Origin of the sequence: uncultured Pluralibacter sp. (assembly GCF_913775985.1) — a bacterium.
Classification (GTDB): Bacteria; Pseudomonadota; Gammaproteobacteria; order Enterobacterales; family Enterobacteriaceae; genus Pluralibacter.
Genome location: NZ_CAJYMB010000088.1, coordinates 1 through 20681 on the forward strand (window position 1 = coordinate 1; position 20681 = coordinate 20681).

Consider the following 20681-nt stretch of genomic DNA (forward strand, 5'->3'; position numbering starts at 1 on the left):
TGGCCGGCGAGAGCGGGTTGGCAGCAGAATTTGCCTGGCGGCACTAGCGCGGCGGTCCCACCTGACCCCATGCCGAACTCAGAAGTGAAACGCCGTAGCGCCGATGGTAGTGTGGGGTCTCCCCATGTGAGAGTAGGGAACTGCCAGGCATCAAATAAAGCAGAAGGCTCAGTCGAAAGACTGAGCCTTTTTGCGTTTTTCTACCTCATAACATGCGTAAAACCGAGGATAAATATCCCCGGCTCATCTAAGTATTAAATCAAAACACTACCGCTCATTATGCGCTTTTATCCATTCAGCAATAAAACAGGCAATGCCCGCGATATCATTAAGATCGAGCACCGGAACGACGGCATTTAAAGCGGTATCGCTGGCCACTGCAATAACATGCTCATCCAGAACAAGATCGGCTTCACTGTGGCCAGTACCCGCCCGAAAAAGCAGGATCTTACTTACCGGCTCATGCTTGAATCCCTCGACCAGCACCACATCCAGAGTGGAATGATCCATTCGGCTTACCAGATACGCGAGATCCAACGTCTCCTGCTGCGGCGTTTCGGTCATCAGCGCCCAACGCTCGGAGCTTGCTACCAGCGTTTGCGCCGCTCCGGCCTTACGCAGTTCATAGCTGTCTTTGCCGGGCGTATCGACATCCATACGATGATGCGTGTGTTTGATCAGGCCGGGGCGAATTCCGCGCTCGCGCAGCGCGGGGATCAGCCCCTTCAGCAACGTGGTCTTGCCGGTACCGCTCCAGGCGGCAATTGCCAGTATCGGCGTCATGATTTCTCCTGCATACGCTGTAAATCTTCCAGCGTGTTCACATTAGTAAATGACGACTTCATATCGCTGAAATCAACGCTGCGGCCGCCGCACTGGCGTAAAAATACCATCACTCTGCGCTCGCCGGCCGCGAGGTAGTCTTCAAGGGCCGGGATGATGCTGCGATTAATTAGCGCAACTGCCGGATGATCTCTCTCTCCATCGTGAGCCCAGGCTGCTGATGCTGTTCCGATACCTTCCCAAAGACGCTCAATAAGTATGGCGGGAATAAATGGCGTATCGCAGGGACAAAACAGATACCAGCCCGTATCGCTTTGCTTCATCACCGACAGCATTCCGGCCAGAGGACCGTGAAAATCGCCGGTGAGATCCTGATATACAGCAATCCCGCTGGCGGCATAAATGTCCACAGAGCGATTAGCGCTGATCGCCAGCACATCCGTCTGGGGCTGCAGTGCCTGTGCGACGTGTTGCCACAGAGGTTTGCCGTTAAGCAACTGTAATCCCTTATCTTTCCCCTCCATCCTTCGGGCTTTACCACCGGCTAAAATGACGCCGGTAACAGCCTGATGCTTTTTCACTTATATCGCCTCTTTTCTTGTGGGTTTCACCCTGCTACCGTGTGACGAATACGCATAAGGAGCAAAAAAATGAAATGTAAACGTCTGAACGAAGTTATTGAACTCCTCCAGCCGGCCTGGCAAAAAGAACCCGAGCTGAATTTAATGCAATTCTTGCAGAAACTGGCAAAGGAGTCAGGCTTTGACGGCAGGCTGGAAGATCTTTCTGATGATATTCTGATTTACCACCTGAAAATGCGCGATTCCACAAAAGATGCGGTTATTCCGGGCATTCAGAAAGATTATGAAGAGGATTTCAAAACGGCTTTGCTGCGCGCCCGGGGCGTAATTAAAGAGTAAAAGCTTGTAAGCGGCGCCACCGAAAATGCTGTGAAATGGTATTCTGAATCATTCGCAGTAATTTCCGGATAATCGGATGAACAATAAGGCTTTTAATTTTCAGACCCTGCACCCGGATACCATTATGGATGCGCTCTTCGAGTGCGGCATTCAGGTGGATTCGGGGCTGACCCCGCTTAATAGCTATGAGAATCGCGTCTGGCAGTTTCAGGATGAGGACAGGCGACGCTACGTCGCTAAATTCTACCGTCCCCAGCGCTGGACGGCCGCGCAGATTCAGGAAGAGCATGATTTCGCGCTGGAGCTGGTTAACGACGATGTACCTGTCGCCGCGCCGCTGGCTTTCGAGGGTAAAACGCTGCTCGAAGGCCAGGGTTTTCTTTTTGCCGTTTTTCCGAGCGTTGGTGGACGACAGTTTGAGCCGGATAACCTCGATCAAATCGAGTGGGTAGGACGCTATTTAGGCCGCCTGCACCAGACCGGCCGCAAAAAAGATTTTCAGGCCCGACCGGCAATCGGCATTCAGGAGTACCTGCTCGAACCGCGTCAGCTTTTTGAAACGACTCCGCTTATTCCCTCTTCACTTAAAGCTGAATTTCTGGCTGCCACGGATAAATTAATTGATGCCGTAATGCAACAGTGGCACAGTCGATTCTCGTCAATTCGCCTGCACGGCGACTGTCACGCGGGAAATATCCTGTGGCGCGACGGTCCGCTATTTGTCGATCTTGACGATGCCCGCAGCGGCCCCGTCATTCAGGATTTATGGATGCTGTTAAATGGCGATGTCGCCGAGCGCCGCATGCAGCTGGATATCATCCTTGAAGCTTACGAAGAGTTCAGCACTTTCGATACAGCAGAGCTTTCGTTAATTGAGCCGCTACGCGCTATGCGTATGGTTTATTATCTGGCCTGGTTAATCCGCCGCTGGGACGATCCTGCATTCCCCGTTAATTTCCCTTGGCTCATTGAGGAAGATAACTGGCGCAGGCAGATGGCAACGTTCCTTGAGCAGGTTAGGATTTTGCAGGAACCTCCGTTGCAATTAACACCGATGTTTTAACTGACACTTTCTGGAGAGAGTTAACAATGAAAAAGATTTTTCTGGCGCTAGCGGGCATGGTTCTGGCATTTAGCGCATCGGCAATGCAGATCGCTGACGGCAAGCAGTACACCACGCTGGAGAAGCCTGTTGCAGGTGAACCTCAGGTACTTGAGTTCTTCTCCTTCTATTGCCCGCACTGCTACCAGTTTGAGCAGGAGCTGCACGTTTCTGACGCGGTTAAGAAAAAGCTGCCGGAAGGTACCAAGATGACGAAGTATCACGTCGAGTTCCTTGGTCCGCTGGGTAAACAGCTGACGCAGGCGTGGGCCGTTGCTATCGCGCTGGGCGTGGAAAATAAAGTGACGGCGCCGATGTTTGATGCCGTACAGAAAACGCAAACCGTGCAGACCGTTGCCGATATTCGAAAAGTCTTCGTGGATGCCGGCGTGAAAGGTGAAGACTACGACGCCGCCTGGAACAGCTTTGTGGTTAAATCACTGGTTGCCCAGCAGGAAAAAGCCGCAGCCGATCTGCAGCTGCAGGGCGTTCCTTCTATTTTCGTTAACGGTAAATATCAGCTGAACCCGCAGGGGATGGACACTACCAGCATGGATATTTTTGTTCAGCAGTATGCTGACACCGTGCGCCAGCTGGTCGAGAAGAAGTAGTAGCAAACGCCGGCCCCACGGGTCGGCGCTTATTCACTTACTCCGCAGAGCCGTATCCCGCCTTAATAGCTCCAATCTGTCCGTCTTTATCGCGCCACAGCTCATTCAGCCACTGCTGAAAGTCGTGCTTGAAACTCTTATCATTGATGTAGTCGCCGCGCATAATTTGCGTCACGGGGACCAGTGAAATTCGCACTTCAATGCACGTGAGTTTGCCGCTTAGCATATCAAGGAACGGACGCCTGGTATTTTCCGGATAGCACAGCGTCACATTGAGTATTTTATCAAACTGGCTGCCGAGAACGTTCAGCGCTATCGCAATACCAGCGGCTTTCGGCGGCAGTAAATGCTTATAGGGGGAATGTGTTTCCTGATGTTTGGCTTCAGTGAAGCGCGAGCCTTCCACGAAGTTAACGACAGTCGACGGATGAGCGCGAAACTTCTCGCAGGATCGACGCGTGGTTTCAATATCTTTTCCGCGCCGCTGCGGATGACGTATCAAATAGCTTCTGGAGTAGCGGCGCATAAAAGGCATATCCAGCGCCCAGCAGGCAAGGCCAAGGAACGGTACCCACGCCAGCTGCTGCTTGAGGAAATACTTATTCATCGGAATGTGATTGCGGAACAGCACGCAGAGCACCACGATATCGGCCCAGCTTTGGTGATTGCAAATAAGCAGATACCAGTGTTTTTTATTCAGGCCCTCGATTCCCTCGACGTTCCATTTCAGGTGCGGATTCAAATGCAGAAGTGCGGCCAGCCCGGCACACCAGCAGTACATCATTCTGTTGCTGAATGCGGAAACCGAACGCCATACCGCAGGCAGCGGGATCAGTAGCTTGACGAGACCTGCCAGAATAATAGGTGCCGAACATAAAATGGTGATGGCGATAGCCAGGACGATACACAATGAAAGCCTGGATGCAGCGAGAAGTCTCGACATAGATAATTTATTCAGAGAGTTATTGGTAAAATCACCGGTACAGGTACGCAACGCGTTGATTTTACCAGAAATCACATTTTTACCGCTGTGTCAGGCATCGTTTATTCCAGTCAGCTTTTATATCCACACGGTATAAAATGTCACCAGGTAACGTTCAAGTACATGTTTTGTTTTTTAACTTATTGATAATAATGATTATTACATTTCTTCCATTAACGTAATCTAAATAAATAACGTCGTGGAATAATTCTATGCACAAACTTATCCACAGGTATTATTTACGAGAGATCCCGAAGATCCGCAAAACTTTTGCGGCAGATAAGGTGAAAAACTCATGTTTTACCTCCGTATGTGGCATCCTTTACCCTTAATTTGAAAAACAGGCACGGAAATTATGGCTCAGATCCAAGACAATCCCCTCATCCTGGTCGATGGCTCCTCTTATCTTTACCGCGCATACCATGCGTTTCCTCCGTTGACCAACAGCGCCGGTGAGCCAACCGGTGCGATGTATGGCGTGCTGAATATGTTGCGCAGCCTGATCATGCAGTATCAGCCGACCCATGCGGCGGTGGTTTTCGATGCCAAAGGTAAAACCTTCCGTGATGAGCTGTTTGAAAACTACAAAGCGCATCGCCCGCCGATGCCGGACGATCTGCGCGCGCAGATTGAACCTCTGCACGCGATGGTAAAAGCGATGGGCCTGCCGCTGCTGGCGGTTTCCGGCGTGGAGGCGGACGACGTTATTGGTACGCTGGCCCGGGAAGCGGAGAAAGTCGGGCGCCCGGTGCTGATCAGCACCGGCGACAAAGATATGGCCCAGCTGGTCACGCCGAATATCACCCTCATCAATACCATGACCAATACGATCCTCGGCCCGGATGAAGTGGTGGGCAAGTACGGCGTGCCGCCGGAGCTTATTATTGATTTCCTCGCCCTGATGGGCGACTCCTCGGACAATATCCCCGGCGTACCCGGCGTGGGCGAGAAGACGGCGCAGGCTCTGCTGCAGGGGCTTGGTGGCCTGGATACGCTGTATGCCGAGCCGGAGAAAATCGCCGGGCTCAGCTTCCGCGGCGCAAAAACCATGGCCGGCAAGCTGGAGCAGAACCGCGAGATGGCCTACCTCTCCTATAAGCTCGCGACAATCAAAACGGACGTCGAGCTGGAGCTGGGCTGCGAACAGCTGGAAGTGCAGCCTCCGCAGGCCGATGCGCTGCTGGCGCACTTCAAACAGTACGAATTCAAACGCTGGATAACCGACGTTGAAGCCGGGAAGTGGCTGCAGGTGAGGGGCAGCAAAGCTGCCGCTGGCGTCAGCCCGCAGGTAGCTGTTGAGGAAGAAGAGGAAGAGGCTGCGAGCCCGCTGTCCTCTGAAAACTACGCCACCATCCTCGACGAGGAAACGCTGCTCGAGTGGATTGAAAAACTGAAAAAAGCGCCGGTTATCGCTTTCGATACTGAAACCGACAGCCTTGATAATGTTTCGGCCAACATGGTGGGCCTGTCGTTTGCCGTAGAGCCTGGCCTGGCCGCCTACGTGCCGCTTGCGCACGACTACCTTGACGCACCGGATCAAATTTCCCGCGATCGCGCTCTGGCGCTGCTTAAGCCGCTGCTGGAAGATGAAAAATGCCTGAAAGTCGGCCAGAATCTGAAGTTCGATCGCGGCATTCTCGCCAACTATGATATTGAGCTGCGCGGCATTGCCTTTGACACCATGCTGGAATCCTACATTCTCGACAGCGTTGCCGGTCGTCACGATATGGACAGCCTCTCCGCGCGCTGGCTGAAGCACAAAACTATCACTTTTGAAGAGATTGCCGGCAAGGGTAAAAAGCAGCTGACGTTCAACCAGATCGCTCTCGAAGAGGCCGGCCCTTACGCGGCGGAAGACGCCGATGTTACCCTCCAGCTGCACCTCAAAATGTGGCCAAAGCTGCAGCAGCACGAAGGCCCGCTCAACGTCTTTAAAAATATCGAGATGCCGCTGGTCACCGTGCTTTCCCGCATCGAGCGCAACGGCGTTAAAATCGATCCTGCGGTGCTGCACAAGCACTCTGAGGAACTGACTAAACGCCTGGGCGAGCTTGAGCTTAAGGCGCATGAGATTGCCGGTGAGCCGTTTAACCTCTCTTCAACCAAGCAGCTGCAGACGATCCTGTTTGAAAAGCAGGGTATCAAGCCGCTGAAAAAAACCCCGGGCGGCGCGCCGTCAACTTCCGAAGAGGTACTGGAGGAGCTGGCGCTGGACTACCCGCTGCCGAAGGTTATTCTCGAATACCGCGGCCTGGCGAAGCTGAAATCCACCTACACGGATAAACTGCCGCTGATGATCAATCCGAAAACCGGGCGGGTCCACACTTCATATCATCAGGCGGTGACTGCGACTGGCCGTCTGTCGTCCACCGATCCAAACCTGCAGAACATTCCTGTGCGCAACGATGAAGGGCGCCGCATTCGCCAGGCATTTATCGCGCCGGAGGATTATCTGATTGTTTCCGCGGACTATTCGCAGATTGAGCTGCGCATCATGGCGCACCTGTCCCAGGATAAGGGCCTGCTTTCTGCCTTTGCCGAAGGAAAAGATATTCACCGCGCTACTGCGGCGGAAGTCTTCAGCCAGCCGCTTGAGAAGGTAACTAACGAGCAGCGCCGCAGCGCGAAGGCCATTAACTTTGGCTTGATCTACGGCATGAGCGCATTCGGCCTCTCCCGCCAGCTCAATATTCCGCGCAAAGAGTCGCAGAAATACATGGATCTGTACTTCGAGCGCTATCCCGGCGTACTGCAGTATATGGAGCGCACCCGTGCCCAGGCAAAAGAGCAGGGTTACGTAGAAACTCTCGACGGACGTCGGCTCTATCTCCCGGACATCAAATCGAGCAACGCCGCCCGCCGCGCGGGCGCAGAGCGTGCGGCCATTAATGCTCCAATGCAGGGGACCGCGGCAGATATTATTAAGCGCGCCATGATTGCCGTGGACGCGTGGCTGCAGGAAGAGCAGCCGCGGGTGAAAATGATCATGCAGGTGCACGATGAACTGGTATTTGAAGTGCATAAAGACGACATCGAGGCCGTTTCGCTCAAGATCCACGAGCTGATGGAGAGCAGCATGAAGCTCGATGTTCCGCTGCTGGTGGAAGTGGGCAGCGGCGCTAACTGGGATCTGGCGCATTAAGCGCTGAAATTTCGCCGTCATTTTTCGTAAGTAAGCAACATAACTTATAGCGTTTTGTGATGAGTATTAGAATTCGCTATGTAAGAAATGAAAAAAAACTACAAAAAGGGCTTTGTCCAGTGCGAAAAAAAGAGTAAAGTTATCGGCGTAGGGTACAGAGGTAAGATGTTCTATCTTTCAGACCTTTTACTTCACGTAATCGGATTTGGCTGAATATTTAGCCGCCCCAGTCAGTAATGACTGGGGCGTTTTTTATTGTCTCAATAAAATAGCCCGACAAAAAAAGCGCGGACATTGCCGCGCCGCTTTTCTTCTTTTTGCCGCTACTCTTCTGGCGCGTCGTCTGCTTCTTCCTGCGGGGCGATATCGTTAAACCAGCTATCCAGCTTCTGCCGCAGCTTGTCTACGCCCTCTTTTTTCAGCGAGGAGAACGTTTCAACCTGCACGTCGCCGTTAAAGGCAACCGCCGCTTCGCGGACCTTATTCAGCTGCGCTTTACGCGCGCCGCTGGCGAGCTTGTCGGCTTTGGTCAGCAGCACCAGCACAGGAATATCGCTGTCCACGGCCCATTCGATCATCTGCTGATCGAGATCTTTGAGCGGGTGGCGAATATCCATCAGCACCACCAGGCCTTTCAGGCACAGGCGCTTTTCCAGGTATTCGCCAAGCGCGCGCTGCCATTTACGCTTCATCTCTTCCGGTACTTCGGCATAGCCGTAGCCGGGAAGGTCTACCAGCCGCTTGCCTTCGGCCACCTGAAACAGGTTAATCAGCTGGGTACGCCCCGGCGTTTTGGACGTTCGGGCAAGGCTCTTCTGGTTGGTCAGCGTATTGAGCGCGCTCGATTTCCCCGCGTTGGAGCGGCCGGCAAATGCCACTTCAATACCGGTATCGGACGGCAGATGGCGAATATCAGGCGCGCTGGTGACAAAGTGCGTCTGTTGATAATTCAGGTTAGTCAAAGGGCATCTCCATAAATTCGGGCTGTGGGGGAGTATACCTTAACCATCAGCAAAAGACGGCGGTTACCCGAAAGAGACGTGTAAGTATTAACCCTGCACAATGTAAGAGATCTGCCATTGTATCTATGCGAAATATCAGAAAATGCCTACATCAGTTTAGGCGGTTATCAATATAATTCATTAAGTTATGTTGTTAAGCTTTAACAATTGTATTTTTGAATAACCACAGGTTACTTGTGTGTTTTACGTAACCCGGTAAAGTAGCTCTCAAGGCGAAGGACGCCGGAGGGATACGAACTCAGGAAGAGGGTCAGGAGCGCCAGGAGGCGAAGACGACGGAATAGCCAGGAGGCAGCGTCTGGAGACGCAGTAAAAGGAAAAGGATACGACACGGAACGTTGAGCGCCAAGGGAAAGACAGGGTGCGTTGATGGCAAACAAGGAAAGTCTGGCCCGTTAAGGGTTGTGAAACAGGAAAAAAGGCGACAGATGACTCTGTCGCCTTTTTTCTTTGTCTGCTTTCTGCTAGATTCCGGCTCAATTCTATACTAAATAACATCAAAACACTGAAGACCGAACATCATGAAAAAACCAACATCCGCAGCGCGCGGCAAAGCGTCTGGTAAAGCACATCGCAAAACCCGCGAGGAGCTGAATCAGGAAGGGCGCGATCGCAAGCGCCAGAAAAAGCACCGCGGCCGCGCTGCGGGCAGTCGTGCGACCGGCGGTGAGGCAACTTCTGGCCGCGGGCAGGGCCAGCAGAAAGATCCGCGTATCGGCAGTAAAAAACCTATCGAACTGGGCGTCACAGCGGCCCCGGTAACCCGGCAGCAAAAACCAAAGAGCGAGAAACCTATGCTTTCACCGCAGGCCGAGCTGGATCAACTGGAAAACGACGAGCGCCTGGATGCGCTGCTGGAGCGTCTGGAAGAGGGTGAAACCCTCAGCAGCGAAGAACAAACCTGGGTCGATGCGCAGCTCGACCGCATTGACGAGCTGATGCAGCAGCTCGGCCTCTCCTACGACGATGACGAAGAGGACGAGGAAGACGAAGAACCGAAGGAAGATATGATGCGCCTGCTGAAGGGCGGACACTAACCGTTGCATTCAGTGGGCCTGCCCGTCCTGCTGATAACCCTTTTAGCTGTATGTTATCTGGCAAGCTTATTCGTTAAACTACGACGGTTGTCGCGGCGTCAGAGCTGGCTGCGCAACCGGCTGGGTGCCCGGAGTCCGGGACAGCCGGTACACCGTCGTCGTTCGCGATATCCTCGTAAGGAGTAAGCATGTCTGAACAGCTAATCGACTGGGATCTGGCCCTTATCCAGAAATATAACTATTCCGGGCCGCGCTATACCTCGTATCCCACCGCACTCGAATTTTCAGAAACGTTCACCGAGAGCGATTTTCAGCAGGCGGTTGCCCGCTATCCCGAGCGTCCGCTCTCCCTGTACGTGCACATCCCGTTTTGCCACAAGCTGTGCTACTTCTGCGGCTGCAATAAAATTGTTACCCGCCAGCAGCACAAGGCTGACCAGTATCTCGATGCTCTTGAGCAGGAAATCGCGCACCGCGCACCGCTGTTTGCCGGACGCAAAGTGAGCCAGCTGCACTGGGGCGGCGGTACGCCGACCTACCTCAACAAGACGCAGATAAGCCGCCTGATGCAGCTGCTGCGCGGCCATTTCGACTTTCTGCCGGATGCCGAAATTTCCATTGAAGTAGATCCGCGCGAAATTGAACTCGACGTTCTCGACCATCTGCGCGGCGAAGGTTTTAACCGTCTCAGCATGGGCGTGCAGGATTTCAACAAAGAGGTGCAGCGGCTGGTAAACCGCGAGCAGGATGAAGACTTTATTTTTGCCCTGCTCAATCACGCCCGCGATATCGGCTTTACCTCCACCAATATCGATCTGATTTACGGCCTGCCGAAGCAGACGCCGGAGAGTTTCGCCTTTACGCTCAGGCGCGTGGCGGAGCTGAATCCGGATCGTCTCAGCGTTTTTAACTATGCCCACTTGCCGACGCTGTTTGCTGCCCAGCGCAAAATCAAAGATGCCGATTTGCCCTCCGCCCAGCAGAAGCTGGATATCCTGCAGGAAACGATAGATTCCCTGACCCGGGACGGCTACCAGTTTATCGGCATGGACCACTTCGCGCGTCCGGACAACGAGCTGGCGGTGGCCCAGCGCGAAGGCGTTCTGCACCGCAACTTCCAGGGCTACACCACCCAGGGCGACAGCGATCTGCTCGGCCTCGGCGTATCGGCGATCAGCATGATTGGCGACTGCTACGCGCAGAACCAGAAAGAGCTGAAGCGCTACTATCAGCAGGTCGATGAAAGCGGCAACGCGCTGTGGCGCGGCATCGCGCTGACCCGCGACGACTGCATTCGCCGGGACGTCATCAAAGCGCTGATCTGTAATTTCCGCCTGTCGTTCTCTGCGGTTGAACAGCAGTGGGGACTTCAGTTTGCCGACTATTTTGCCGAAGATTTAGCGCTGCTGGCGCCGCTGGCGAAAGACGGGCTGGTGGACGTTGACGAGAAAGGGATTGTGGTAACGGCGAAAGGGCGGCTGCTGATCCGCAATATTTGCATGTGCTTCGATACTTATCTGCGCCAGAAGGCCCGCCTGCAGCAGTTCTCCCGCGTCATTTAATGCGCTCCCCGCCGCAGGGCGGGGCAACGCAGCCTAGCTAAACAGACCAACCAGCGCGGCACACAGCACCGCGGCCAGCGCCGTTTGCGGCGTATGACCAGCGGCAGCGCCGCTCGACAGCATGTTAATTAACGATTCCAGCATGATGATTCTCCCGAATTATCGGGCAAGATCTTACTAAATGCGGGGGCGGAGTAAAGTACAAAATTACCGCAGTTTGCGTCCGCCCACCGACTTTTACACAGCGCCCCGGGCCTACTCCATTCCCAGCTCTTTCAGCTTGCGGGTCAGGGTATTTCGCCCCCAGCCCAGCAGCCTTGCCGCCTCCTGCTTGTGCCCCTGGGTGTGGCGCAGCGCGGTGGTCAACAGCGTGCGCTCCATTTCCGGCTGCGCTTCGGAGAGCAGGTTTTGATGACCGGAACGCAGCGCGCGATCGGCCCACTGGGCCAGCAGGGTGGCCCAGCTGTCCGGCGTGGCCTGAGACGGACTGTCCGGCGCGCTGCTTTCAAACAGCTCCGGCGGCAGATCCTGAATCAGCACCTCCTGACCGGCGGCCATCACCGTCAGCCAGCGGCAGGTATTTTCCAGCTGGCGCACGTTGCCGGGCCAGGCCAGGCGCGTGAGCGCGGCTTCGGTTTCCGGATGCAGCAGTTTGGCTTCCACGCCCAGCTCCCGGGCGGCGTCCTGCAGGAAGTGGCGCGCCAGGCGCGGAATATCTTCCCGGCGCTCGCGCAGCGGCGGCAGGTGCACGCGGATGACGTTCAGGCGATGGAACAGATCCTCGCGGAATTTGCCCTCCTGCACCCGCAGCTCCAGGTTCTGGTGGGTGGCGGCGATAATACGCACGTCCACTTTCACCGGCGCGTAGCCGCCGACGCGGTAGAACTGGCCGTCGGCCAGCACGCGCAGCAGGCGGGTCTGTACGTCGAGCGGCATGTCGCCTATCTCGTCGAGGAAGAGCGTGCCGCCGTCGGCCTGTTCGAAGCGCCCCTGGCGGATGGTGTTCGCTCCGGTAAATGCGCCTTTTTCGTGACCGAACAGCTCGGATTCGATCAGGTCTTTCGGGATCGCCGCCATGTTGAGGGCGATAAACGGCGCTTTCGCCCGCGGGCTGTGGCGGTGCAGGGCGTGCGCAACCAGCTCTTTACCGGTGCCCGACTCGCCGTTAATCAGCACGCTGATAGAGGAGCGCGACAGGCGGCCGATAATGCGGAAAACGTCCTGCATCGCCGGCGCTTCACCGATGATGTCCGTGGTTGGGCCAAAGACTTGCACGTTGCGCGGCTGCTGCTGCTCCTGATAGTGGCTGATCGCGCGCTCTACCAGCGCCACCGCCTCATCAATATCGAAAGGCTTCGGTAGGTAATCGAACGCGCCTTGCTGGTAGGCGCTTACCGCCGCATCCAGATCCGAGTGGGCGGTCATTATGATGACCGGAAGCATCGGGTGGCGCTGTTTAATCTGCTTGAGTAGCGCCAGGCCGTCCATGCCGGGCATGCGGATATCCGACAGCAGCACGTCCGGCGTCTTGCTGGCCAGCGCGTCGAGCACCTCGCTGCCGTTTTCAAAAGTGGTGCAGTTGAGACCGGCTCCGGTGAGCGCGCGCTCGAGCACCCAGCGAATGGAACTATCGTCATCAACGATCCAGACTATCCCTCGTTGCATAAAATGCACCTCTATTTCCGAATGGGCAGGTAAACCGAGAATTCGGTATGTCCCGGCCAGCTGGTAAATTCAATTTTTCCGGCATTCTGATCGATAAGGCTGCGGGCAATGGACAGGCCAAGCCCCGTACCGCCTTCGCGACCGCTGACCATGGGATAAAACAGCGTATCTTGCAGATGCGGCGGAATGCCCGGGCCGCTGTCCTGCACGTCAATACGCGCCGCCAGGCGATAGCGCACGCCGTGCAGCGTAAGCTGAAACGCCGTGCGGGTGCGCAGCGTGATTTCCCCGCCTTCCGGGCCTAGCGCCTGCAGCGCGTTGCGCACGATATTGAGTAGCACCTGTTCTATCTGGTCCGGATCGTGCGGCAGTTCCGGCAGGCTCGGATCGTAATCGCGGATCAGCCTGACGTTGTCCGGCAGCTCCATCGACACCAGCTTCACCACGCGCTCCGCGACTTTATGGATGCTTTCGGTAACGTGCATGCCCGGATGCTGCGGGCCGAGCAGCCGGTCCACCAGATTCCGCAGCCGGTCGGCCTGTTCAATAATGACTTTGGTGTACTCGGTCAGCGACGGATCGGGCAGCGCTTTGCTCAGCAGCTGCGCCGCGCCGCGCAGGCCGCCGAGCGGATTTTTAATCTCATGCGCCAGACCGCGCACCAGGTCCCGGGCGGCGATTTGCTGAGCGTGCTGCAGCTGCTCCTGGCTCAGGCGGCGCTGGTTGTCCATCGGCGCCATTTCCAGCAGGATCAGCCCGTCGGGCAGCCGCTGGGCAGTAAGGGACAGAATGTGCGACCGGCCGTCTATTACCAGCGTCACTTCGTTGTCGGTAAAGCCCTGGCCCGCCAGCAGGCTTTCGTGCATCAGGTCGATGTTCAGTGAGAAATAGCTCAGCAGCTCCGGCAGCGGCGTGCCGAAAAGCTTTCGCGAACTTTGCGCCAGCAGCTGCTGGGCCGCGGGATTCGCGTAGTGAACCGCCAGATGGTCATCAACCAGCAGGATGCTGTTGATCAGTGAATTGAGGATCTGCCCAGCATCGGGCAGCACGCCTGTTGCCATTTAGCAGTCTCCTGAAAGGTGTGCACCAGTTTAGTGCATTATAGGGATTTTGGCTGCCGGGTGCCTGCAATCAGGCCGCTTGCGGAGAAAAAAGCCCATCCGGAGATGGGCTAAAGTTTCCACGGCAACAACTATCGCTGGGTAGTTTTAAACGCTGTAATACAGTTCAAACTCTACCGGGTGCGGCGTCATGCGCACGCGGTCGTTTTCTTCACGACGCAGGCCGATGTAAGCGTCGATGGCTTCATCAGTGAACACGCCGCCCGCTTTCAGGAACTCGCGGTCCAGATCCAGCTCGTTGAGCGCTTCTTCGAGAGAACCGGCAACCTGCGGGATCTCTTTCGCTTCTTCCGGCGGCAGGTCATACAGGTTTTTGTCCATCGCTTCGCCCGGATGGATTTTGTTCTTGATACCGTCAAGGCCGGCCATCAGCAGGGCGGCAAAGCACAGGTACGGGTTAGCTGCCGGGTCCGGGAAGCGCACTTCGATGCGGCGCGCTTTCGGTGAAACGACAACCGGAATACGGATTGATGCGGAGCGGTTACGGGCAGAATAGGCCAGCATAACCGGTGCTTCATAACCCGGGACCAGACGCTTGTAGGAGTTGGTGGTCGGGTTAGACAGGGCGTTGATGGCTTTCGCGTGCTTGATAACACCGCCGATGTAGTACAGCGCGTCTTCAGACAGGCCGGCATACTTATCGCCAGAGAACAGGTTAGTGCCGTTCTTGGACAGCGACATGTGGCAGTGCATACCGGAACCGTTATCACCGAACATCGGTTTCGGCATAAAGGTCGCGGTTTTGCCAAAGCGGTGCGCAACGTTGTGAACCACGTATTTGTAGATCTGAATTTCGTCGGCTTTTTTGGTCATGGTGTTGAAGCGGGTGGCCACTTCGTTCTGACCGGCGGTTGCCACTTCGTGGTGGTGAGCTTCAACCACCAGGCCCATCTCTTCCATCACCAGACACATGGTAGAACGCAGATCCTGCGCGGAGTCTACCGGCGGAACCGGGAAGTAGCCGCCTTTGACGGCAGGGCGGTGACCTTTGTTACCACCTTCGTATTTGGTGGAGGAGTTCCACGCGCCTTCGATATCGTCGATAGCGACGTGAGAGCCGGAGATGGAGCTACCGAAGCGCACATCGTCGAACAGGAAGAATTCTGGCTCTGGCCCGAACAGCACGGTGTCGGCAATGCCGGTGGAGCGCAGGTACTCTTCAGCGCGCTTGGCGATGGAGCGCGGATCGCGGTCGTAGCCCTGCAGCGTGCCCGGCTCGAGGATATCGCAGCGGATAATCAGAGTAGACTCTTCAAAGAACGGATCAATGACCGCGGTGGTGGAGTCCGGCATCAGCACCATGTCGGATTCGTTAATGCCTTTCCAGCCGCCGATAGAGGAGCCGTCAAACATTTTGCCTTCTTCGAAGAATTCGGCATTCACCTGATGAGCCGGAATGGTGACGTGCTGCTCTTTACCTTTAGTATCGGTGAAACGCAGGTCAACAAATTTTACTTCGTGCTCGTTCAGCATGGTCAAAACGTGTTCAGCGGACATACTTAAACTCTCCCGGATGGTCATTGTCGTCGTGGAAACGAACGCTTAGGAACTGCATAAAATGGCTGTGTTGCCGTATTAATGACAAAGCGAAAACTGTGCCAACTTTCAAATTGCCCCCAAAAGGCGTTATGATGCGCGGCATAGTGCAAAAGGGCTGCACCATAATGGATATTCTGCACCAAAACAGTGCTCATCGGTTATCGGTAAGCACTGTTTTGGTGCAATTTTGGTTATGGCGCCCTTTTAACTCTCCGTGAAAGTGGTCACAAAGCAGCTTGGTAACACTTGTTTGCCGAGTATCTTTGTGATCCTGTTTAGTCCTGCGATTAATCCGTGTACAATAACGCGCTATTTCTAATGCCTGAGGCAAAGTTGTGATCGAAAATCTGCGTAACATCGCCATCATTGCTCACGTTGACCATGGTAAAACCACCCTGGTCGACAAGCTGCTGCAACAATCCGGTACGTTTGACGCACGTGCGGAAACACAAGAGCGTGTGATGGACTCCAACGATTTGGAGAAAGAGCGTGGGATTACCATCCTCGCTAAAAACACCGCTATTAAGTGGAATGACTACCGTATCAACATCGTTGATACCCCAGGGCACGCCGACTTCGGTGGTGAAGTTGAACGTGTTATGTCAATGGTAGACTCCGTTCTGCTGGTCGTTGACGCAATGGATGGCCCAATGCCGCAGACGCGCTTTGTGACCAAAAAGGCATTTGCCCACGGTCTGAAGCCCATCGTCGTAATCAACAAAGTTGACCGCCCTGGCGCGCGTCCAGACTGGGTTGTTGACCAGGTTTTTGACCTGTTCGTTAACCTTGACGCAACCGACGAACAGCTTGATTTCCCTATCGTCTACGCTTCTGCTCTGAACGGCATTGCCGGTCTGGATCACGAAGATATGGCGGAAGACATGACCCCGCTGTACCAGACGATCGTCGATCGCGTACCGGCGCCGAACGTTGACCTTGATGGCCCGCTGCAGATGCAAATCTCCCAGCTGGACTACAACAACTACGTTGGTGTTATCGGCATCGGCCGCATCAAGCGCGGTAAAGTGAAGCCGAACCAGCAGATCACTATCATCGATAGCGAAGGCAAAACCCGTAACGGTAAAGTCGGTAAAGTCCTGACCCACCTGGGTCTGGAGCGTATCGACAGTGACATCGCCGAAGCCGGCGACATCATCGCGATCACCGGTCTGGGCGAGCTGAACATCTCCGACACCATCTGCGATCCGCAGAATGTCGAAGCGCTGCCGGCCCTGTCCGTTGATGAACCGACCGTATCCATGTTCTTCAACGTCAACACCTCGCCGTTCTGCGGTAAAGAAGGTAAGTATGTAACCTCGCGTCAGATCCTCGACCGTCTGAACAAAGAGCTGGTGCACAACGTTGCTCTGCGCGTTGAAGAAACCGCTGACGCCGACGCGTTCCGCGTTTCCGGCCGCGGCGAGCTGCACCTGTCAGTGCTGATCGAAAACATGCGTCGTGAAGGTTTCGAAATGGCGGTTTCCCGTCCGAAAGTTATCTTCCGCGAAATCGATGGCCGCAAACAGGAGCCGTTCGAGAACGTGACCCTGGACGTTGAAGAGCAGCATCAGGGTTCCGTGATGCAGGCCCTCGGCGAGCGTAAAGGCGACCTGAAAAACATGAATCCGGACGGCAAAGGCCGCGTACGTCTCGACTACGTGATCCCAAGCCGCGGCCTGATCGGCTTCCGCTCAGAGTTCATGACCATGACCTCCGGTACCGGCCTGCTGTACTCCACCTTCAGCCACTACGATGACGTGCGCGCGGGTGATGTCGGCCAGCGCCAGAACGGTGTTCTGATCTCCAATGGCCAGGGTAAAGCAGTCGCGTTCGCACTGTACAGCCTGCAGGATCGCGGTAAGCTGTTCCTGGGTCACGGTGCAGAAGTTTACGAAGGCCAGATCATCGGTATCCACAGCCGTTCGAACGACCTGACCGTAAACTGCCTGACCGGTAAAAAGCTGACCAACATGCGTGCTTCCGGTACTGACGAAGCCACCACGCTGGTTCCGGCTGTTAAAATGACTCTGGAGCAGGCGCTGGAGTTCATTGATGACGACGAACTGGTAGAAGTCACCCCGACCTCTGTCCGTATCCGTAAACGTCACCTGACCGAGAACGATCGTAAACGCGCGATGCGCGGTTCGAAAGAAGACTAATTCTTTCCTCAATCGTCTCTAAACCCCGCTAAATGGCGGGGTTTTCTTTTTTGCGCCCGGCGTCAGTCGCGCATAGTCAAACGCCTCCTTTCCCGCTACAGTTATTTCCTCATGACGCAAAAGGAGGGGAATCATGCTCTATATCTTTGATTTAGGTAATGTGATTGTCGACATCGACTTCAACCGCGTATTCGGCGCCTGGAGCGACTTCGCGCGCGTCCCGCTGGCGACACTGAAGCAGAATTTCGTGATGGGCGAGACGTTTGAGCAGCACGAGCGAGGTGAAATCAGCGACGAAGCCTTCGCCGAGAAGCTGTGTCACGAGCTGGAGATCCCCCTCAGCTACGAACAGTTCGCCCACGGCTGGCAGGCGATATTTGTCGGCCTGCGCCCGGAGGTCATTGAGATCATGAATGCCCTGCGCGCGCGCGGCGAGCGGGTGGTGGTCCTGTCCAATACCAACCGCCTGCACACCACCTTCTGGCCGGATGAGTACCCGGAAATTCGCGCCGCCGCCGATCATGTTTATCTCTCTCAGGAGATGGGCATGCGCAAGCCGGAGGCGCGGATCTACGAAAAGGTGCTCGAGTCCGAAGGCTTCTCCGCCAGCGACTGCGTGTTCTTTGACGACAACGCCGATAATATTGAGGGCGCCAGGCAGCTTGGTATCAACAGCGTGCTGGTGACTGACAAAACCACTATCCCGGACTATTTCGCCAAATTGTGATGTTGAATATTTTCCGTCGCAAAGACAAACATTCGCCGCGGCCGCTGACCGCGTGGCTCAAGCTGCTCTGGCGGCGAATTGACGAAGACCACATGACCATGCTGGCCGGTAACCTGGCCTACGTGTCGCTGCTCTCCCTCGTGCCGCTGGTGGCCATCGTCTTCGCGCTGTTTGCCGCTTTTCCGATGTTCGCCGACGTCAGCCAGACGCTGCAGCACTTTATTTTCGCCAACTTCCTGCCGGCCACCGGCGACGTCATCCAGCGCTACATTGAGCAGTTCGTGGCCAACTCCAGCCGGATGACGGCGGTGGGCGCCTGCGGGCTGGTGGTCACCTCGCTGCTGCTGATGTACTCCATCGACAGCGCGCTGAACACCATCTGGCGCAGCAAAGAGATGCGCCCGCACATCTACTCCTTTGCCGTCTACTGGATGATCCTGACGCTGGGGCCGCTGCTGGCGGGCGCCAGCCTGGTGCTGAGCTCCTATTTACTCTCCCTGAGCTGGGCCAGCGATCTGAACGGCGTGATTGATAATCTGCTGCGCATCTTTCCGCTGGTGCTCTCGTGGATAACCTTCTGGATGCTCTACAGCATTGTGCCGACCACCAGCGTGCCTAACCGCGATGCGGTTACCGGCGCGCTGGTGGCGGCGCTGCTTTTTGAACTGGGTAAAAAAGCCTTTGCGCTTTATATCACTACCTTTCCTTCCTACCAGCTGATTTACGGCGTGCTGTCGGTTATCCCGATTCTGTTCGTGTGGGTCTACTGGACCTGGTGCATCGTCTTGCTTGGCGCGGAAATAACTGTCACTCTCGGGGAATACCGAAGACTGAAACACGAAGCCAGACAACACGTAGACGAAGAACCATGATTGCATTAATTCAGCGCGTAACCCGCGCCAGCGTTACCATTGAGAATGAGATTGCCGGTGAAATCGGCCCCGGACTGCTGGTCCTGCTCGGTGTTGAAAGAGAGGATGACGAACAGAAAGCCAGCCGCCTGTGCGAGCGGGTGCTGGGCTACCGCGTATTCAGCGATGCCGACGGTAAAATGAACCTCAACGTGCAGCAGGCGGGAGGTAGCCTGCTGGTGGTCTCGCAGTTCACGCTGGCCGCCGATACCGAGCGCGGCATGCGCCCGGGCTTCTCCAAAGGCGCGGCGCCAGATCGCGCCGAAGCGCTGTATGAGTACTTTGTTGAACGCTGCCGGCAGCAGAACATGCCCACCGAAACCGGGCGCTTCGCCGCCGACATGCAGGTGTCTCTGGTCAACGACGGCCCGGTAACCTTCTGGTTACAGGTATGAGCCCGCTGAGGGCAATAAGAGAGAGTACCGCTATGTATCACCTTCGCGTACCGCAGACAGAAGAAGAGTTAGCGCGTTATTACCAGTTTCGCTGGGAGATGCTGCGCAAGCCGCTGCACCAGCCGCAGGGCTCCGAGCGGGACGCCTGGGACGCGATGGCGCATCACCAGATGGTGGTGGATGAAGAGGGCAACCTTGTGGCGGTCGGGCGGCTGTACATTAACGCCGACAGCGAGGCCTCGATTCGCTTTATGGCGGTCGATCCGGCGGTGCAGGATAAAGGCCTGGGCACGCTCATTGCCATGACGCTGGAGTCCGTCGCGCGCCAGGAGGGCGTCAAGCGCGTCACCTGCAGCGCGCGCGAAGATGCGGTGGAGTTTTTTGCCAAGCTCGGCTTTGTAAACCAGGGCGAAATCACTACCCCGCAAACCACGCCGATCCGCCACTTCCTGATGATTAAGCCGGTAGCGACCCTGGACGATATTCTGCACCGGGGCGACTGGTGCGGGCAGCTCCAGCAGGCATGGTATCAGCACATCCCGCTCAGCGAAAAAATGGGCGTGCGCATCCAGCAGTATACCGGGCAGAAATTTATTACTACCATGCCGGAAATCGGCAATCAGAACCCGCACCACACCCTGTTTGCCGGCAGCCTGTTTTCGCTGGCAACCCTGACCGGCTGGGGGCTCATCTGGCTGATGCTGCGCGAGCGCCATCTGGGCGGGACCATCATTCTCGCCGATGCGCACATCCGCTACAGCAGGCCAATCAGCGGTCGCCCCACCGCCATCGCCGACCTGGGCTCCCTGAGCGGCGATCTCGACAGGCTGGCGCGCGGGCGCAAGGCCCGCGTGCAGATGCAGGTTGAGCTGTTTGGCGATGATATTACCGGGGCGATTTTTGAGGGCACGTACATCGTGCTCCCCGCCAAACCGTTCGGGCCGCTGGAAGAGGGCGGTAACGAAGAGGAGTAGCGCCCTCCGGCCCGCGGGCCGAAGGACGA

The 20681-nt window shown here is 55.8% G+C and carries 19 protein-coding genes and 1 rRNA gene; 12 read left to right on the forward strand and 8 right to left on the reverse strand.

What is annotated here, in order from left to right:
• The first annotated feature begins 33 nt into the window (after positions 1-33).
• Positions 34-149 (forward strand): 5S ribosomal RNA (gene rrf, locus QZ766_RS09505).
• Between the two features lie 118 nt (positions 150-267).
• On the opposite strand, the gene mobB is transcribed toward rrf, so the two are convergent.
• Positions 268-783, reverse strand: a complete 516-nt coding sequence (gene mobB, locus QZ766_RS09510) for a molybdopterin-guanine dinucleotide biosynthesis protein MobB (protein WP_297200711.1) — start codon at positions 781-783, stop codon at positions 268-270.
• Positions 780-1364 carry a molybdenum cofactor guanylyltransferase MobA gene (mobA, locus tag QZ766_RS09515; RefSeq protein ID WP_297200714.1) on the reverse strand — a complete coding sequence of 195 codons (585 nt, stop codon included), beginning with the start codon at positions 1362-1364 and terminating at the stop codon, positions 780-782. Before mobA ends, mobB begins: the two co-directional genes overlap by 4 nt.
• A gap of 69 nt (positions 1365-1433) precedes the next feature.
• Between mobA and QZ766_RS09520 the strand changes: the two genes are divergently transcribed.
• The 3 genes from QZ766_RS09520 (at position 1434) to dsbA (ending at position 3416) form a co-directional block, all read left to right on the forward strand.
• Positions 1434-1703: a YihD family protein gene (locus QZ766_RS09520; protein WP_297200717.1), complete on the forward strand. Its 270-nt coding sequence runs from the start codon at positions 1434-1436 to the stop codon at positions 1701-1703.
• Between the two features lie 76 nt (positions 1704-1779).
• Positions 1780-2766, forward strand: coding sequence for a serine/threonine protein kinase (locus tag QZ766_RS09525; protein ID WP_297200719.1), 987 nt, complete (start codon positions 1780-1782; stop codon positions 2764-2766).
• A 26-nt stretch (positions 2767-2792) separates the two neighbouring features.
• A complete protein-coding gene (gene dsbA / locus QZ766_RS09530; protein ID WP_297200722.1) occupies positions 2793-3416 on the forward strand; it encodes a thiol:disulfide interchange protein DsbA in 624 nt (207 codons plus the stop codon).
• Between the two features lie 37 nt (positions 3417-3453).
• Here dsbA and QZ766_RS09535 read toward each other — a convergent pair whose 3' ends face one another.
• Positions 3454-4359 (reverse strand): acyltransferase, encoded by a 906-nt coding sequence (locus QZ766_RS09535; RefSeq protein WP_297200724.1) that lies wholly within the window; start codon positions 4357-4359, stop codon positions 3454-3456.
• Positions 4360-4753: 394 nt separating this feature from the next.
• Here QZ766_RS09535 and polA point away from each other — a divergent pair, with 394 nt between their 5' ends.
• The gene (gene polA / locus QZ766_RS09540; RefSeq protein WP_297200726.1) at positions 4754-7540 is read left to right on the forward strand and encodes a DNA polymerase I; all 2787 of its coding nucleotides are present in this window, start codon (positions 4754-4756) and stop codon (positions 7538-7540) included.
• Positions 7541-7863: 323 nt separating this feature from the next.
• Here polA and yihA read toward each other — a convergent pair whose 3' ends face one another.
• Entirely contained in the window at positions 7864-8502 is a 639-nt protein-coding gene (yihA, locus tag QZ766_RS09545) for a ribosome biogenesis GTP-binding protein YihA/YsxC (RefSeq protein ID WP_297200729.1), read from the reverse strand.
• Positions 8503-9083: 581 nt separating this feature from the next.
• On the opposite strand from yihA, the gene yihI reads away from it, so the two are divergent.
• Entirely contained in the window at positions 9084-9599 is a 516-nt protein-coding gene (yihI, locus tag QZ766_RS09550; protein WP_297200732.1) for a Der GTPase-activating protein YihI, read from the forward strand.
• 188 nt (positions 9600-9787) lie between these two features.
• A complete protein-coding gene (gene hemN, locus QZ766_RS09555) occupies positions 9788-11161 on the forward strand; it encodes an oxygen-independent coproporphyrinogen III oxidase (protein ID WP_297200735.1) in 1374 nt (457 codons plus the stop codon).
• A 33-nt stretch (positions 11162-11194) separates the two neighbouring features.
• Here hemN and QZ766_RS09560 read toward each other — a convergent pair whose 3' ends face one another.
• The 4 genes from QZ766_RS09560 to glnA form a co-directional block, all read right to left on the reverse strand.
• Entirely contained in the window at positions 11195-11305 is a 111-nt protein-coding gene (locus QZ766_RS09560; protein WP_297200738.1) for a YshB family small membrane protein, read from the reverse strand.
• A gap of 111 nt (positions 11306-11416) precedes the next feature.
• Positions 11417-12826 carry a nitrogen regulation protein NR(I) gene (gene glnG / locus QZ766_RS09565; protein ID WP_297200741.1) on the reverse strand — a complete coding sequence of 470 codons (1410 nt, stop codon included), beginning with the start codon at positions 12824-12826 and terminating at the stop codon, positions 11417-11419.
• 11 nt (positions 12827-12837) lie between these two features.
• Entirely contained in the window at positions 12838-13887 is a 1050-nt protein-coding gene (gene glnL, locus QZ766_RS09570; RefSeq protein WP_297200743.1) for a nitrogen regulation protein NR(II), read from the reverse strand.
• A gap of 147 nt (positions 13888-14034) precedes the next feature.
• Positions 14035-15444, reverse strand: coding sequence for a glutamate--ammonia ligase (gene glnA / locus QZ766_RS09575; RefSeq protein WP_297200746.1), 1410 nt, complete (start codon positions 15442-15444; stop codon positions 14035-14037).
• 377 nt (positions 15445-15821) lie between these two features.
• Between glnA and typA the strand changes: the two genes are divergently transcribed.
• The 5 genes from typA to fabY all read left to right on the forward strand — a co-directional run bounded on the left by typA (position 15822) and on the right by fabY (position 20652).
• Positions 15822-17645, forward strand: a complete 1824-nt coding sequence (gene typA, locus QZ766_RS09580; RefSeq protein ID WP_297200748.1) for a ribosome-dependent GTPase TypA — start codon at positions 15822-15824, stop codon at positions 17643-17645.
• A gap of 133 nt (positions 17646-17778) precedes the next feature.
• Complete coding sequence (gene yihX / locus QZ766_RS09585) at positions 17779-18372, forward strand: glucose-1-phosphatase (RefSeq protein ID WP_297200751.1); 594 nt, start codon at positions 17779-17781, stop codon at positions 18370-18372.
• Positions 18372-19244, forward strand: coding sequence for a virulence factor BrkB family protein (locus tag QZ766_RS09590; protein ID WP_297200994.1), 873 nt, complete (start codon positions 18372-18374; stop codon positions 19242-19244). The genes yihX and QZ766_RS09590 overlap by 1 nt, the downstream gene beginning before the upstream one ends.
• Positions 19241-19678, forward strand: a complete 438-nt coding sequence (gene dtd, locus QZ766_RS09595; protein ID WP_297200753.1) for a D-aminoacyl-tRNA deacylase — start codon at positions 19241-19243, stop codon at positions 19676-19678. The genes QZ766_RS09590 and dtd overlap by 4 nt, the downstream gene beginning before the upstream one ends.
• 32 nt (positions 19679-19710) lie before the next feature.
• Complete coding sequence (fabY, locus tag QZ766_RS09600; protein ID WP_297200756.1) at positions 19711-20652, forward strand: fatty acid biosynthesis protein FabY; 942 nt, start codon at positions 19711-19713, stop codon at positions 20650-20652.
• Positions 20653-20681: the final 29 nt, after the last annotated feature.